This window comes from Bacteroidota bacterium, from assembly GCA_017303905.1.
GTDB lineage: Bacteria > Bacteroidota > Bacteroidia > B-17B0 > Aurantibacillaceae > JAHEYG01.
In genome coordinates, this window is sequence record JAFLBH010000001.1 from 396,338 (window position 1) to 414,007 (window position 17,670).

At 37.9% G+C, this 17,670-nt stretch carries 11 protein-coding genes; 5 read left to right on the forward strand and 6 right to left on the reverse strand.

The window, feature by feature from the left end; genetic code table 11:
- Window positions 1-3 precede the first annotated feature (3 nt).
- Entirely contained in the window at window positions 4-732 is a 729-nt protein-coding gene (gene lptB, locus J0L69_01655; protein MBN8691866.1) for an LPS export ABC transporter ATP-binding protein, read from the reverse strand.
- A 2-nt stretch (window positions 733-734) separates the two neighbouring features.
- Window positions 735-3,206, reverse strand: coding sequence for a carboxypeptidase-like regulatory domain-containing protein (locus J0L69_01660; protein MBN8691867.1), 2,472 nt, complete (start codon window positions 3,204-3,206; stop codon window positions 735-737).
- A 136-nt stretch (window positions 3,207-3,342) separates the two neighbouring features.
- Here J0L69_01660 and J0L69_01665 point away from each other — a divergent pair, with 136 nt between their 5' ends.
- Window positions 3,343-4,863 carry an NAD(P)/FAD-dependent oxidoreductase gene (locus J0L69_01665; protein MBN8691868.1) on the forward strand — a complete coding sequence of 507 codons (1,521 nt, stop codon included), beginning with the start codon at window positions 3,343-3,345 and terminating at the stop codon, window positions 4,861-4,863.
- Here the strand turns inward: J0L69_01665 and J0L69_01670 are convergent.
- From J0L69_01670 to J0L69_01680, 3 genes are all read right to left on the reverse strand, one after another.
- Complete coding sequence (locus tag J0L69_01670) at window positions 4,860-6,065, reverse strand: PHB depolymerase family esterase (protein MBN8691869.1); 1,206 nt, start codon at window positions 6,063-6,065, stop codon at window positions 4,860-4,862. The two genes, J0L69_01665 and J0L69_01670, sit on opposite strands and share 4 nt — an antisense overlap.
- A 63-nt stretch (window positions 6,066-6,128) precedes the next feature.
- Entirely contained in the window at window positions 6,129-7,475 is a 1,347-nt protein-coding gene (gene tig, locus J0L69_01675; GenBank protein MBN8691870.1) for a trigger factor, read from the reverse strand.
- A gap of 112 nt (window positions 7,476-7,587) precedes the next feature.
- Complete coding sequence (locus tag J0L69_01680; protein ID MBN8691871.1) at window positions 7,588-8,034, reverse strand: hypothetical protein; 447 nt, start codon at window positions 8,032-8,034, stop codon at window positions 7,588-7,590.
- A gap of 138 nt (window positions 8,035-8,172) precedes the next feature.
- Between J0L69_01680 and J0L69_01685 the strand changes: the two genes are divergently transcribed.
- The 3 genes from J0L69_01685 (at window position 8,173) to J0L69_01695 (ending at window position 12,799) form a co-directional block, all read left to right on the forward strand.
- Window positions 8,173-9,711 carry a YifB family Mg chelatase-like AAA ATPase gene (locus J0L69_01685; protein MBN8691872.1) on the forward strand — a complete coding sequence of 513 codons (1,539 nt, stop codon included), beginning with the start codon at window positions 8,173-8,175 and terminating at the stop codon, window positions 9,709-9,711.
- A 28-nt stretch (window positions 9,712-9,739) separates the two neighbouring features.
- Window positions 9,740-10,756, forward strand: coding sequence for an isoaspartyl peptidase/L-asparaginase (locus tag J0L69_01690; GenBank protein MBN8691873.1), 1,017 nt, complete (start codon window positions 9,740-9,742; stop codon window positions 10,754-10,756).
- A gap of 204 nt (window positions 10,757-10,960) precedes the next feature.
- Window positions 10,961-12,799, forward strand: a complete 1,839-nt coding sequence (locus J0L69_01695; protein MBN8691874.1) for an ATP-binding protein — start codon at window positions 10,961-10,963, stop codon at window positions 12,797-12,799.
- Here J0L69_01695 and J0L69_01700 read toward each other — a convergent pair.
- A complete protein-coding gene (locus J0L69_01700; GenBank protein ID MBN8691875.1) occupies window positions 12,796-14,763 on the reverse strand; it encodes a KUP/HAK/KT family potassium transporter in 1,968 nt (655 codons plus the stop codon). The two genes, J0L69_01695 and J0L69_01700, sit on opposite strands and share 4 nt — an antisense overlap.
- Window positions 14,764-14,960: 197 nt before the next feature.
- Between J0L69_01700 and J0L69_01705 the strand changes: the two genes are divergently transcribed.
- Window positions 14,961-17,669: a gliding motility-associated C-terminal domain-containing protein gene (locus tag J0L69_01705; GenBank protein MBN8691876.1), complete on the forward strand. Its 2,709-nt coding sequence runs from the start codon at window positions 14,961-14,963 to the stop codon at window positions 17,667-17,669.
- Window position 17,670: the final 1 nt, after the last annotated feature.

Sequence of the window (17,670 nt, forward strand, 5' to 3'; positions counted from 1 at the left end):
ACACTAATGTTTTCTTAATTCGAAATTTTGTCCTAAATAAACTTTACGTACCTGTTCATCATTCGCTAAATCCTCAGCAGTTCCCGATTTAATTACACTTCCCGAATACAATAAGTAAGCGCGATCGGTAATACTTAATGTTTCGTGTACGTTGTGGTCGGTGATTAAAATACCGATGTTTTTATTTTTCAAAGTTCGCACAACGCTCTGAATATCTTCAACGGCAATAGGGTCAACACCCGCAAAAGGCTCGTCTAATAAAATAAATTTCGGATCAGTTGCCAACGCGCGTGCAATCTCCGTTCTTCTTCTTTCTCCTCCCGATAATTGATCGCCTAAATTTTTACGGACATGGTGCAAACTAAATTCATCTAATAAACTTTCTACTTTCGCTTCCTGTTCTTTCTTGGTGAGCTTCGTCATTTCCAATACAGCACGCAAATTATCTTCAATGCTTAATTTTCTAAATACAGAAGCTTCTTGCGGCAAATAACCAATTCCTAATTGGGCACGACGATACATGGGCTCTTTCGTGATATCCAAATCATCTAAAAATATTTTCCCGCTGTTTGGTTTAATCATTCCAACGATCATGTAAAACGAGGTGGTTTTTCCGGCGCCATTCGGGCCTAATAAACCAACGATTTCGCCCTGACGAACCTCCACAGAAACGTTATTCGCAACCGTTCTGTTTTTATATTTCTTTACTAAATTTTCTGAGCGTAAAATCATTTTTATAATGCTAATTGGAAACTAAATTTAAATCCGAAATTCTCAATGGGGTTCGCGCGTGGATAGGTTAATCGCCACAACGCATCTACTCTAAATACTTTGAAAATGTTTTCTATTCCCGCAGTTGCTTCTACATACGGACCTTGTTCTAACGACCGTAAGGTTTCAGGGAAAATTAATGTTTTTGCATTCCTAGGTTCAACAGTTCCCCATACAGCTTTACCGCTAACAACTTCTCTCCATTTCAATTTTTTCAATAATGGAACTTTATTGAATAACAATCCTTCGAAGTGATGAATAATGGCTGCTGCAACATATTGATCACTTCCAAATTCGTAATATCTCATCATGTTATAAGCCATGTAATCGTACACGTAAGTTTCATTACCACCGTGCAATTCCAATAAGGGATACGCTACTTGTCCCCAAATTTTTCCACCCTGAATCATGTAATCCGTGTATCCTAAAATCGGAGTTATCCTTACGCGGTCGGTTAAATTAACGGCTAATTTCTGATAATCGTATTCGCCGCCAAACGCATTCTGCAGTGATTTTGCATAATTTAACTGTATAACCGGATAGCGTGTTCCTAATGACACGCGCTCAAAATCACCACTCACAAATTTTTCTTTATAGGCAAACCGGATGTTAACGCGCGCCTCTGTGTTTCTTAAGTTTTCTTTATCGGTTAATACACCGTCTTTATTGTAGTATTGATATTTTGCCGCGCCAATTGGTGTATATAAACTTCCTGCTAACGTAAATCGTGTAATCAATCCCGGAAACCATTCGCGCTCATACCAGGCTTGTGTATTATCCACCCGGGTTAAATTAGTAAGCGGACTTGTCCGGAAGAAAGAAGCGAAAATATTATCCTGAGAAAAACCATTGGTGCTTTGTCCCAAAATTTCATAATCACTTTTAAAACTCATTCCTACTAACTGCCGGTGTGGTTTTTTTGTGATGAAAGATTTAAATCCTAAACTGTATTTCCATTTTTTATCAAGCGTTCCATACGCAACATATCCGCCTAACTCATACCAGCGACTAAATTTACGACTGGTTCTTCCGCCAAAGCGCAGACGCGCTCCTTCCACTTTGTTATAGCTAACCAAATTATAATACGGACCAATTTCAAAATTATTTACCTTACCGTATCCCGCTACGAAAATGTAAAAGATGTCAATCCATGTTTTGTAGATAGGTAACGTTTGAATCGTGTCAATCATTTTATAGATTTTCATTTCACGAACACTCAAACTATCATGACGATTTTGCTGCCAGAATTCATCTGTCTTAGTTGTTGCATCTTCGGTGATGTCAATTTTATCTCCCAGTTCATAGAATTTCAATTCGCGCGGTTTATTCAAAATAAATTTTTTGTAGGAAGTCGTTTTTCTCCCGTAAAATCCAACTGCTTTTTTCTGCGGTGCAAAATCAATTACTAATCGGTCTTTGGTTAACATCCAGGTGCTGTCTTCATACGAAAATTCCTGAACAACATTAGCGGTATTCACAAAGTTGATGTTTGCATCTTTAGGCATAGCCATTTCCAGTCGCTTAATACCCCAGGTTGTATCGGCCACCCACATGTTGCCTGTGAAAGAAAGTTCTTGCGGACGTTTTGGTTTAAAGCGAATATGATAACACCATTGATTACCTAAAAACAAACTGTCTTCGAGGTAATATTTATAGTAGAAAAAACCATCGTTGGAAATAGGACTCGCAAACTGCTTATTGAAAATTAAAATATTGTTATCATAAATGTTGATGTTTTGATACATATCGCCCATCACCTGAGAAATAGATGTGTTCTCTATACCGGTAATTTTACTGGCACGCACAACTTCGCGCTTACGCTTAGGGTCTTTAAGAAAATAAAAGTCTGATATATTTTCTATCATGAAGAAAGGAAGGGAAGGCTTTTCACCGCTAAACGTGCTGTCTACATTATCGAATACAAAGCGGATTGGTTTAAGCGCTTTTTTCTCCTGCATCTCCTTTGGAATTCGCGTTAAATCAAATTCAATTTTATTATAGGTTTCGTATTCATATGCCTCGAGTTTATCGCGGTTATTTTTGACTTTATTAGCGATTACGTTACGAATGATGCGGTGCGCTGGATTTTCGCCGGCCTTTACTGTTACCTCTTCTAAAGCTAATCCCTCATTTACCAAAGGCATATTTATCTCCTGATCAGTGAGCGTTTTGTTTATTTTACGAGCTAATCGCTTATATCCAACATAAGTGGCAATTAACGAGTCGCCCATCTTTGTGGTTTTAATGACAAAGTTTCCATCAAAATCGGTTTGCGCGCCAATGGTTGTACCTTTAATAATAACCGGAACGAAAGGAAGCGGCTCTTTAGTTTCAGAATTAAATATTTTTCCGCGGATGGTATAAGTTTGCGCCTTCAGTATGGAAGTGAAAACTGAAACCATCAGCAAAACAGCTACTATTTTTAGAGCGCGCATCAGAGGTTTAAAGGTAATAATTAGGTAAGGATGTTGCAATAAAGTAGGCTTGAGTTAATAACAAAGTTTATCCCGAAAATGTTTAACAAATTACCATTTGCGGGGCTAATCAATTTTGTTACTTTTAGGCTTTGATATGGCTAAATACGATGCGGTAATTATTGGCAGTGGAATGGGTGGTTTAACCACAGCGTACATCTTAGCCAAAGAAGGAATGAAAGTGTGTGTGTTGGAGAAAAATCGACAAGTTGGCGGCTCATTACAAATTTTCAGTCGCGATAAAACCATTTTTGATACGGGCGTACATTATATCGGCGGATTAGATGAGGGACAAAATTTAAACCGTTATTTTAAATATTTCGGTTTAATGGATGCGCTTAAACTCCAAAAATTAGACGAAAACGGCTATGATTTAATTTCTTTCAAGGGAGATCCGAATAATTATCCGCATGCACAGGGTTACGCGAATTTTGTTGAACAACTTTGTAAGTTTTTCCCTAAGGAAAGAGCCAGTATTCAACTTTACATTGATAAAATAAGAGAAGTTTGTAAAGCTTTTCCGTTATACAATTTAGAAACCGGAAAAAAAGATTTTGAAAATGCCTGGTATTTAAGTGTTGATTCCAGAACTTTCATTGAAAGTATTGTGAGTGATGAAAAACTTCGCCGTGTTTTAGGTGGAAGCAATATGCTGTATGCCGGCCTCGAAGGAAAAACTCCCTTTTATGTGCATGCTTTAGTGGTTAATTCTTACATCGAAAGCTCATATCGTTGCATTGACGGAAGCTCGCAAATTGCAAAGCATTTGAGTAACGCCATAAAGAACATGGGTGGAGAAATTTTTAATTACTCCGAAGCTAAAACATTTCATTTCTCGGGAGACGAAATTGAATCGGTTGAATTAACGAATGGCGAACGTGTAGAGGGAAAAATGTTCATTTCGGCTATTGATTTAGCTAAAACTATTGATATGGTAGAGGGTCCGCAATTAAGAGCGGCTTATAAAAACCGAATTAAAAGCTTAGACAATTCCATTTCTTCCTTTATTGTTAACGCAGTGGCGCATGAAAACACAGTGCCGCATATCAATTACAATATTTATCATTATACAGTAGATAATGTTTGGAGCAGTCCGAATTACAACCTTGAAACCTGGCCCGAAACAGTTGGCTTATTCGGAACAACAAGCTCTAAGAATCCGGGCTTTACCGAAAACTTTACGGTGATGGCATATATGCGCTATGAAGAGTGTAAAAAATGGGAAAACACGTTTCAAACCAAACCACATTTTACGGAAGGGCGCGGAGAAGATTACGAAGCGTTTAAAATAGAAAAGGCAGAGAAAATATTAAATGTTTTGTATGAACGCATGCCTTCATTAAAAGGAACGATTAAATCCTACACCTGTGCTACCCCACTAACGTATCGCGATTACATTGGCTCCCGTGACGGAACACTTTATGGTGTTATAAAAGATTACAACGAGCCTATGAAATCATTTATTACGCCACGAACAAAAGTGAAAAATTTATTTTTAACAGGCCAAAACATCAATCTTCACGGCGTAATGGGTGTTACCGTTAATTCATTTGTTACCTGCAGTGAAATTCTCGGATATCCTTACTTAATCGAAAAAGTAATTAAAGAAACCTCCTAAGGTTTCGAAACAATTACTTGTTTGGGCTGCGCATAATACCAACATCCATCGGGCGCCATCATTTTTAATAAAACACTTCCACTCTTATTATTCCAGTTAACTAGAATACTGTTTGAGTTTTTTTCGCCATTTACCTCAACACCCTTTGGCAAAATCCATTCATAGGCAAAGTCTTTAAGCATTGGTGCTTTAAACTCAATATTTTTTTGACTTTCGCTTACTTCACTGTTGCCTTCTATTTTTATTTGTGGAATTAAACCAAACTCAACAGCGGTATGGTAAGTAGAATACAGTCCTTTGTCAGTTGCAAACACGCCACCTTTCCCTCCTTGATTTTTGCAAGCTCCCGGATCAATCGGAATCGCGTGTCCCATATTATTGATTTTATAAAAAACTACCGCCTCTTGTTTATCCTTATTGTGATAGGCTAACCTCATAACATCGTTTTTACCCATGTATGTAGAATCAATTTGATCGGCTACAGTATCCGCTTTATGTAAACAAGTCCACTGCTCCATTAATTCTTTTGCATTGCGAACATTTACTACGGGATCGCTATTACCATGATAAATAAAAACCTTAGGATAAGGTCCTTTAAAAGCGGGGTTCTCGCGCCACACTAATTCTTTCCACTCTTCCGGAGTTTTATTCACGCCCCAAACCATTGTTCCGGATGAAGTAAAAATGTTATTGCCGGGTTTATAAGGCCCTCCGGCAAATATGGCTGCAGCTTTAAACATCGCGGGCTGTGTTGCAATCATCACCACACTCATAGCCGCACCGGCAGATAAACCGGTCACAAAAACAGAATCCTTACTAATAGAAAATTTCTTCTGCATATATTCTACCATTTGCCTGATGCTTTCGCACTCGCCATTACCGCGTTCAATTTCATTTTTCTTAAACCAATTAAAACAATGTGAAGGATTGTTTGGAAAATGTTGTTGAGGATAGGCTACACAGAAGCCATAATCATCCGCCAATTTATTCCAGCCGGTTAATTCGGCTACTGCATTTGCGCCTTGAGAACAACCGTGTAACACGAGTACTAAAGGGGCGTTGGGTCGTGCCGATTTAGGGATGTAATAAAACAAGCTGAGGTTTCCGGGGTTAGTACCGAAATCCATTACTTCGCTTGATAACGGTTGTGACACCACGGCTTTTGCGAAAAAAGCAAATATCAATATATAAAATGTTTTCATCTTCAATAAAAAACCCCGTTCGAAAAATAAATTCAGAACGGGGTCGTTGTTTGTTTGTTCATGTTAGTTGCTTATACCGAAAAACTCATTATAAGAAACTTCCTTACTGTTAAGCTTGCATTTTTCCTTGATTAAATCAAGTACTTTTTTTGCATAAAGATTTTCGAAAATCTTTTGTGCTTCTTTTTCGCGAGTTAACAAATCTTTCGCAATTTTATTTACATCCTCTTCCTGAGGTGTTTGTCCGTAACGTGCATACTCACCGCGGATGAAAGCTTTCGCTTCCTCTGTTGCTTCTTCCGGACTTACAACAATGTTGTTGTCTTTAATAATTTTATTCTCAATTAAACGCCATTTCATTGCGTTCGCATAATCAGGATATTCTTTTTCTAATTGATCTTGAGACAATGGCTTTTCATTCACCGCCATTAACCAACGTTTTAAGAAGCTATCCGGTAATTGTAAGTTTAATTTAGTCACTAAGGTTTTCTCGATTTCCTTACGTAAATCACGATCGCTGTCCTGATTAAACATCAAGCCTAATTCTTCTTTAATTTTATTTCTGAATTCTTCTTCTGAATTAATGTTACCCGCTCCATAAAGCTTATCGAACAATTCTTGGTTCAATTCAGCATCTTCAAGGCGAGCGATGTTCTTAACCGTAAGTTGAATGTTTCCATTAAATGATTCTGCTGCTGCTTTATCAATTCCTAAAGAAATAGATTTGTCAAGAGCAGTTTCATATAATTCATTTACATTCACTACAAGTTTATCTTCCTTCTTTAAACCGATTAATTTCGGCTTAATAGTTTCGTTTTTCAAACGGTCGATACCAATACTTGTTGATTTAAAAATTCCACCCGGTACAATGTTTCCATCAGCATCCAACTCAACAATATCAACGAATAAAACATCTTTATCACCGGCAACTTCAGGGTTTACTGATTTACCGTAATTACGACGAACATCCTTTAAATATTTTTCTACCAACTCTTCATCTACTTTTACTTTTTTATAAGTGAAGGAATGAGAATCATCCACCTTCACATCAAACTTTGGTGCTAAACCTAATTCGTAAGTGAAAGTAAAATCCTTTTGGTTATTCCAATCAACCGGTTGTTGTTCTTTCGGCATCGGATTACCAAGAATCTCGATACTGTTATCGTTAATATAATTGTGTAAACTATCGTTTAAGATTTTGTTTAACTCTTCAACTAAAATAGAAGTGCCGTATTGTTTTTTAATTAAACCAACAGGTACTTTTCCGGGGCGGAAACCCGGCATCGCCGCATTACGTTGCACTTTTTTAATAGCTTCCGTAACTTTTCCTTCATAATCGGCAGGGCCTAAATTGATAACGATTTCGGCATTTAAACTGTCGATGTCTTTCTTCGAAATATTCATGGGCATAAAACTTGTATTAATATAAGGGCTGCAAAAATAAGAATTTTTTAATAGCAATTACCCTGAGAAACAGGTTTTTCCGCAATAAAAGCAGAACTAGAAGTTAAAATGTGATATTTTAATCGTCGGTAGGCTCCGGAGCGCGCTTAAGAGCTGCTTTCTTTGCCTTTAATTTGTTGGGCCAAATCACGTTAATTAGCTCATTATGAATGGTTATCATGGTTGAACTAATGCCGTTGATAATAGTTACTTCTTTTGGCGAGCTGGCTTTATACGTTTTCTTAACCTCAATATATTGTCCCTCCACGTTTTCAGTATAAAAATGCACTACTTTGCCTCCCATCACCTCAGCCTTACCGGTATAACAATCCGCCTTTGCTCCCTGACGGAAAGAAATAATAACGTCGGTGTATGATCCATCCTTTACATCCTCAGCACCACGCTCTTCAAATTTTACCGACCATTTATTATAACAGTTTAAATCAGTGATGTCGGGTTTTGATTGTGCCAAACAAACAGTAGTAGTAAATATTGCGAGTGCGCTTGATAAAAAAATCTTTTTCATATCCGAAATTTAAGTTTTAAAAATAAAACTTAGGAATCATATTAGCAAGTCCAATTTGGGCACAAGACGTTAAATACTACAATTTATAGCAAGGTTCTGTATGCTTTCATGGTTTCTTTGCCGCAAAAACAAGATTATATGCTGGTAAAAACGTTTGGGTATGCGGTGCATGGAATTACCGCTACCAAAGTAATTGTGGAAGTTAATATTCAGAAAGGAGTTAATTTTTTTATTGTAGGCTTACCGGATAGTGCCATAAAGGAAAGTCAACAGCGAATTAATGCGGCATTAAAGAACAACGGACTCAACATGCCGGTAAAACACATCACCATTAACATGGCGCCGGCCGATGTGCGTAAAGAAGGTTCGGCTTATGATTTAACCATTGCTATGGGAATTTTAGCCGCATCCGAACAATTGAAAAAAGATTTTTTAGAAGATTACGCCATCATGGGAGAATTGGCTTTAGATGGAGAAATACGCCCGATAAAAGGTTGTTTGCCCATTGCAATTAAAGCCAAACAAGATGGTTTTAAAGGGATCATTCTTCCTGCACAAAATGCAGAAGAAGCTGCCGTGGTAGAAGGGCTTGAAGTTTACAGCGCCGACAATTTGAAACAGGTCATCGAATTTTTAAATGAAGGAGTTGGACTGGAAAGAATACATGTAAACATTAAAGAAACTTTTTTAAATCGACTCAATGATATTTCATTTGATTTTGCAGATGTGAAAGGTCAGGAAAATATTAAACGGGCTCTTGAAATTGCGGCTGCAGGCGGACATAATGTGATTTTAATTGGTCCGCCAGGCGCCGGAAAAACAATGTTGAGTAAACGCATGCCTTCTATTTTACCACCATTGTCGTTGGAAGAAGCGTTAGAAACCACCAAAATACATAGTGTAGCAGGAAAAACGGTTAAACAAGCCGGATTAATCACACAACGACCGTTTAGAAGTCCGCACCACACTATTAGTGATGTAGCGCTTGTTGGAGGCGGCAATCATCCGCAACCCGGAGAGATTTCTTTAGCACATAATGGCGTTTTGTTTTTAGATGAGTTGCCCGAGTTTAAACGCACGGTGTTGGAGGTAATGCGACAACCGTTAGAAGACCGCGTTGTTACCATCAGTCGTGCTAAGTTCAGTGTGGAGTATCCCGCGAGTTTTATGCTGGTGGCGAGTATGAATCCTTGTCCCTGCGGTTATTATAATCACCCCGAAAAAGAATGCGTATGCGCGCCGGGAGTAGTACAAAAATATTTAACCAAAATTTCGGGTCCGTTATTAGATAGGATAGATTTGCATGTGGAGGTAACGCCCGTTCCGTTTAATGAATTAAGCAAGCCACAAAATTCAGAGTCGAGCAAAAACATCCGTGAGCGTGTTATAAAAGCGCGCGAAAAACAAAGCGAACGTTTTGCCGGCTTACCGGGCATTTACAGCAATTCACAAATGCATACGAAAGAATTAAAAACATATTGCAGTTTAAGCGAGGCAGGAAATTCACTTTTAAAAGGTGCTATGGAAAAATTAGGCCTTTCAGCAAGAGCATATGATAGAATATTAAAAGTTGGGCGTACTATTGCTGATTTGGATGGAGCTGAAAACATAGAGCCTAATCACATTGCTGAAGCTATTCAATACCGAAGTTTAGACAGAGACGGATGGGCGGGATAAATTCAGGAATTAGTTTTATATTTATTTCATGAATTATTTTCTTCGTGTATTAGTTGTTTTATTCTCGTTAAATACATTACATCTCATGAGTCAAAATGATAAAGTTGTGTTAGCCATTCATGGTGGAGCGGGCACTATCTTAAAGAAAAACATGACACCTGAAAAAGAAAAAGCTTATCATGAAAAATTAACCGAAGCGCTTAAGGCAGGCTATGCCGTGTTACAAAAAGGAGGAACTAGCATCGACGCTGTGGAAGCTGCTATAATTGTAATGGAAGATTCGCCGCTCTTTAATGCGGGCAAAGGTTCTGTGTTTAACAGTGATGGTAAAAACGAAATGGATGCGGCGATTATGGATGGTAGTAATTTAAAAGCCGGAGCTGTGGCCGGAGTGCATACAATAAAAAATCCAATAAAAGCCGCGCGAGCAGTGATGGAAAAATCTGAGCACGTCATATTAATTGGTGATGGCGCCGAAAAATTCGCGCAAGAAAAAAAACTTGAAATTGTAGAGCCTAAATACTTTTATGATGAGTACCGCTATCAACAATATTTAAAGGCGAAAGAACAAAACAAAATTGAGATGGATCATACAGATTCTGTTAAAACTAAAAACAAACCTGATAAGCACGGAACTGTTGGTGCTGTTGCATTAGATAATTTTGGAAACATTTCAGCTGCAACCTCCACCGGAGGAATGACTAATAAAAAATACGGTCGCGTTGGCGATGCCCCCATTATTGGTGCCGGAACATATGCCAATAATAATTCCTGTGCCGTATCGTGTACAGGTCATGGAGAATATTTTATACGCGCGGTAGTGGCGCATGAAATTTCATCGCTTATTGAACACAAAAACCTCGATGTAAAAGAAGCTGCCGAAAAAGTAATATTGGAAAAAATGGTGAAAATGGGTGGAGAGGGCGGAGCCATTGTACTTGATACTAACGGAAATGTAGCCCTCCCATTTAATACCGAAGGCATGTATCGTGGTTACATCACGAAAGATGGAAAAATATATACCGGAATATACAAGGGGGATTAGCCCCCATTTATGCGTAAAAGAATTGTTTTTAATTTTCTAAATATCTAAAACAGTATATTTGTTTATTACCTTTTTTGCAGGCTTGTGTTAAGATTCAGATTTATATTTTTTCTCTTATTTCCACTTTTAGGTTTTAGCCAAAACTTTAACAAAGACAGTTTTGTTATTGAGTTCAATAAAGCTGATCTCAAACAAAAAGTTCACATGGCTTTTAAATTAAAAGCTGAGGACCTGGCCGCTGTTTATCCATTAATCAAGGATAGTTTAGTACAGTTAAAACAAAAAGTTTATTATAATACCAACAGCAACGAAGCCAAATTTTACTTCGACATTATTGATGCTCGCATAGAAGCAAACAAAATGGAACATCACAAAGCCATTTTTGTTTTAGAGAATAGTTTGCGCTTTCACGCACAAGGATTACAGGACAGTTTAACGATTCTTAATATATTATCTCCTGCCTATATAAAGTTACGTAACTATAACAAAGCTTTTGAGATTCAGGAAATATTTGAGCGCATCAAACATCGTTTTCCTGATGATTTTAAAAAGAACTATTCGCCAAAGAAGAGCTATATCTACATGCAGCTAGGGATGCCGGCCGAATCAACACGCGAATTAAGAAAAGAGTTTAATGATAAGTCTGCTGATTTGAAAAAAGACACAACGGTACTCGGAAATTTCTATAACGATATGGGCGTTCATTTTAATAGAGCCAATAAATTAGACAGCGCCATGCACTATTTTAAAAAAGCTAAAGTTTTGATAGACGCAAAAATGCGTGATGATAAAAACCGCACTTACTTTGATTTCTTCAGCGGATTAATTGAAGGCAATATGGCCTCTATCCTGGCAAAGCAACATAATTATGCCGATGCAATTCCCCCTCTCAAAAAAGACATTTATTACAGTTTAAAACAAGGCAACCTCCTAAGCGCTGCCAATAGTTATAACCTCATTGCTGAATGTTACTTGGAACTTAAAAAGTTTGATGTTGCGCGAAAATACATAGACAGCTGTAAACCACTCATTACAAAAATTGAAGAATTAGCACCTACTCTTAGTAATATTTTAGTGGAAGCTAAATATTATAAGTATACCGGCAACCTGGCCAAGGCTTCCGAAAATTACGATAAATACATTCGTTTTAAAGATTCTATACAGAAGGTTGACAATGAAAGCAAATTAATCAATCAACAAATTTCTTTCGATCTATATCAAAAAGAAAATCTCTTGGTGCAAAAAGAAAAAATCATACAGCAAAATAATTTATTGTACGAACACGAAAAAACAAGAAGATCGTACTTATTATTAAGCGTAGTTATCCTCGCTTTCGTTATTACTTTTTTAATTATCAATAATCAGATGAATAAGCGTCGTCAGGGTGAATTATTCATTAAAAACAAACACATCATTCAGCAAAAAACAGCTATTGAAAACGCATTAAAAGAAAAAGAATTTTTAATTAAAGAGATTCATCACCGCGTTAAAAACAACCTACAAATTATTTCGAGCATGTTGAGTTTGCAGTCGGATGTGATAGAGAGTAAAGCTGCTAAAGAAGTTTTACAAGAAAGTCGTTTGCGTATTAATTCCATGTCGCTCATTCATCAAATGCTTTACAATAAGAGCAACATGACCAACATTAGCATTTCGGAGTACTTAAAAGCTTTGCTAATGCAAATCGAAAAATCGTATGCCGTAAGCACATGCCGAATTACCACTACCTTAAATTGTGACAACGTTGCCATCGATTTAGACACCGCTATTCCATTGGGATTAATTGTAAACGAATTAGTCACCAACTCTTTCAAACACGCTTTTAAAAACGCAACTGAAGGAACCATTACCGTTGAGTTTAAACAATCGGATTCTCAATACACATTAGTTGTACAAGACAATGGTTCGGGGTTTGATGTAAAAAACCACAACACAGGAAGTTTAGGCATGGAATTAATTCACATGCTTGCCGAACAGTTAAACGGCACCATTACGTTTACTAACAGCAATGGCACACGAGCTGAAATAAATTTAAAGGTTTAGCTTTCTATTCGTTTAAGATTTAAGAAGCTAGGTGTCTTAAATACCATTGGGAATTTCTCCACTTTTACAGAACTACTGTCCAGTCCAAAAGCGCGCGCCTCGCTTAAGCTTAAGTTTTTGAGGACATCATAAATTTCCAGGATAACCTTTTCTGTAAACGGCAAATCGTTATCATAGCTCAAATATTTTTCAATTACCACAAACTTAAAGTCGCCACTAATATTGTTCTTTTGCAATGAGTCGTAACGGCTGGTAATATCCACTTCCTTATTGCGCACCAAATCCTCAACTACCTTACGGAACATTAAATTGATTTTTGGCGCAACACGGAATCCTAAACGGAAATTTACTCTGATAATGTCATCCGCGGCAATATGATTTACTTTATATTCCATGGTGTAAGGTTCATCCATTACATCTACATGCACAAACCAATACACATCTGCTCTCTTAGGGCGACGTTGCAAAATGGAATAAATAATTTTTGTTTCAATCTCATCCGGTTTATGTGCGCTTGTCATATAAACAAGGTGAGTAGCATAACGAGGTAAAGAATTATCGCGACTTAACTCACACAGCATTTTTTTGTATTCATCTAACTTTACAAGATCGGTATAACGATGACGAATTAATTTAGCCATGTACCATACACCCATTATTCCTGATAAGAATAAGGCAATAATTAAAGTAATGTAACCGCCTTTTGGAAATTTCTCAAGGTTGGCGATTAAAAACGCGGTTTCCACAATTATGTAAACCGGAATAAACGAATACAAAAATAGTTTAGGATATTTTTTAAGTCGCATAAAGAACGCCAGCAATCGCGACGACATTATCATTCCTAAAATAATGGTGAGTCCGTAAGCGGCCTCCATGTTCGCAGACTCTTTAAAAAACAAAACAATACTTACACAGCCTACGTATAAAAACCAATTAATGGCCGGAATATACATTTGTCCCTTTAACTCAGTAGGATATTTAATCTTTAATTTAGGCCAAAAATTCAAGCGCATAGCCTCGTTGATTAGAGTAAACGATCCGCTAATTAACGCTTGTGATGCTACAACAGTTGCAATTGTGGCGATGCCGATACCAAAAGGTAAAAACCAGGTTGGCATCAATGAATAAAACGGATTCGCGCCGTCTAAAGTTTTTCCTTCATGCGAGATTAACCAGGCTGTTTGACCCATGTAATTTAACACGAGCATTAATTTTACGAATATCCAGCTGATGCGAATGTTTTTTCTGCCGCAATGTCCCATATCAGAGTACAAAGCTTCAGCTCCAGTTGTACATAAAAACACAGCACCTAAAAGCCAAAATCCTCCCGGATGTTCCACTAACAAATTAATTCCGTAATAAGGGTTGAGTGATTTTAATACCGATAAATTACCTGCCATCGAGATGACACCTAAAGTCCCCAACATAACAAACCATACCAACATCACCGGTCCGAAAAATTTACCAATAAACTTTGTGCCAAATTGCTGAATAAAGAATAATCCTGTAATAATTGCAATAACAATTGGAATGGTTGGAATGTGCCCCAAGCCCGGCATTAAACGCAAACCTTCAATGGCAGAGGCCACCGAAATGGGTGGTGTAATAATTCCCTCTCCCAAAATACAACAACCTCCAATTATGGCCGGAAAAATCAGCCATTTCACCTTTGCTCTCTTTATTAAAGCATATAAAGCAAAAATTCCACCCTCCCCCTTATTGTCTGCTCTTAAAGTAAAAATGACATACTTAATAGTAGTTTGTAAGGTAAGTGTCCAAAACACCAGCGACATTCCACCCAAAATAACATCCGCATTAATTGGCTTATCGCCAACAATTGCTTTCATTACATAGAGTGGCGAAGTTCCGATATCACCATAAATAATTCCCAGGGTAACAATTAAGCCGCCAAGAGTAATTTTGTTTAATTGATGGTCGTGATGACCGTTGCCGTTGCTTCCCATGGAGGGATATAGTTTAAAAACGGGTCAAATTTATAATAATTTAACCTTCGCAACGCCCCAATTAGACAAATTATTTGAAACAACACCTGTTAAAAGCCCAAATAATGACCAAATGCCCTTTTTAACACATGAACCTTTATTGGTATTGTGCGTTTATAATTGTAACTTAGTAATGCTTTTTTTGAGAATAGTTTTTGATGTTGAGAAGGCTGGCATATCTTTTTTTTATTGTTTTTGGAATTTCTATTTCCTTAAACGCCACGCATAACCGTGCCGGCGAAATAACCTATAAATGGTTGTTTGGTTATACCTACGAAATTACGCTTGTAACTTATACGGATGACGGACCAAGCATTGCCGATCGTTGTAAACTTACTATTCATTTTGGAGATGGTGACAGCATACAAGCCATACGTATCAATGGAGCTAATGACCCGAGTAATGACTGTCCGGGATCAAAGCTTGGAGAAATCATTTCTCCGGGCTTCAAGAAAAACATTTACAAAGCTACCCACACCTATAACGGACCCGGAACTTTCACCATTTCCATGTTCGATCGAAACCGTAACAGCGGCGTAATTAATGTTCCTAATTCAGTTCATCAGCCTTTTTATCTCGAAACGGTATTAGTCATTAGTAATTTCATGGGGGCCAATAACTCGCCTGTATTAACACTGGCACCGCTTGATAAAGCCTGTTTAAATAAATGTTATTTACACAATCCCGGCGCCTACGATCCTGATGGTGATAGTTTGTCCTACGAATTAGTAACCTGTAAAGGTGAAGATCCTTTTACTTCGCAAATTGGTGTTACTATTCCTGGATATACGTTTCCTGATCCGGGAAGCGGTGGCACCTTTAATATTCACCCTTTCAACGGAACATTAACCTGGTGTACACCTCAACTTAACGGCGAATACAATGTAGCCTTTATTATTAAAGAGTGGCGTAAGAATTTAGACGGAAAACGTGTGTTGGTTGGATATGTTATGCGCGATATGCAAATCATTGTTTCCCCTTGTTCTAACACTGCGCCACAAATTGCGAGTGTAAATGATACGTGTGTTGTGGCCGGAACTCTCATAACAAAAATTTTTACTGCCACTGATGGCAATAGTACAGATATCATTACCATGTCGGCGAATGGCGGACCTTTTGCCTCGGCGCTACCTATTGCTACCTTTGCTTCGGCCCCTGCAAGCGGAACAGTATTCGGAACCTTTAATTGGCAAACTTCCTGCGCGCAAGTTCGTAACTCGCCGTATCAGGTTACTATTAAAGCCATCGATAATGATCCGCAGATTCAGCTGGTTGATTTTAAAACTTATAACATAACGGTGATCGGCCCTCCTCCGAAAAATTTATCGGCAACACCTTTAGGAAGTTCAATTAAATTAATTTGGGAGAAGAGTAACTGCAGCAGCGTAGGTGTTGGTAATACTGTTATCTATTATAATGTCTACCGCAAAAACGATTGTAACCCTTGGTCGCCGGCACCTTGCGAAACAGGTGTTCCGCCAAGTTCAGGCTATACCTACATTGGTCGTACCACCGGCATTAATGATACTACGTTTATTGATAACAATGGTGGGGCTGGATTATCACATGGTGTAAATTACAATTACATTGTGGCTGCCCGTTATGCGGATGGCGCCATGAGTTATGCAAGCAATCAAGTGTGCGCACAATTAAAGAAAGATGTGCCTATTATTGTTAACGTTGACATTCAAACTACCGGTACTACAAACGGTCAGGCTTTCGTTCGTTGGATTCGTCCCGTTACCAATGCCTCTAATCTCGACACAACTATTGTTCCCGGCCCTTATGAATTCCGCGTGTATTATAAACAAGGCTTAAGCGGAACGTTTACGCAAGTCTATTCTGTAACCAAACCTTATTTCGCTGCTTTAAATCAATTAAGCGACACCACGTTTACGCATACGAATATAAATACGGTGAGTGATTTGGTGATTTATAAAGTTGATTTTTATGCTAACTCAACTTTTGTTGGTTCAACACAAACCGCCAGCTCTGTTTTTTTAAGTGTAGTGCCTGCCGACCGTAAGGTTACGTTAAGCTGGAAGCATTATGTGCCTTGGGGTAATTATAAATATTACATTTTCCGAAAAGCACCGTCGCAAACCGTATTTAACTTAATTGATAGTACAACAGCGCTTAGCTATAAAGATACCGGCGACGTAGTGAACCGCGCTACTTATTGTTACAAAGTTTTAGCAAAGGGTGAATATAGCGATCCAAGTATTTTCAAACCATTATTAAATAATTCACAGGAAGTGTGTGCTACACCGGTTGATTTGACTTTACCTTGCTCACCTACTCTTTCCATTACCTCCGATTGTCAAACCGGTTTTGTACAATTGGTGTGGAACAACCCTAATCACAGTTGTTCGGATGATGTAATTAAATATAAATTATATTACAAACCAACCGAAGAAGATGATTTGGTTTTAGTGGATTCCATTCTTAATATTCAAGACACTTCCTTCTTCTACGATGGCTTAACTTCCATTGCAGGATGTTATGTGGTAACCGCGATAGATTCATCAGGCAACGAAAGCTTAAAAGCGGAAGCTACTTGTATTGATAATTGTCCGGAGTTTGAATTACCAAACGTTGTTACATTTAACGGGGATGGCGTGAATGATTTTTATAAAGCCATCCGCGTGAAGCACATTAAAGACATTGAATTATATATTTACAATCGTTGGGGACAATTAATTTACGAAACAAAAGATCCTTACTTTAATTGGGATGGAAAAGTACTTCAAACGAAAATGCTAGCCAGTGATGGTACTTATTTCTATACTTGCGTGGTGAATGAGTTGCGTGTTAAACCAACCAAGCCGCGATTCTTAAAAGGATATATTCAGGTGTTTAAGGAGTAGG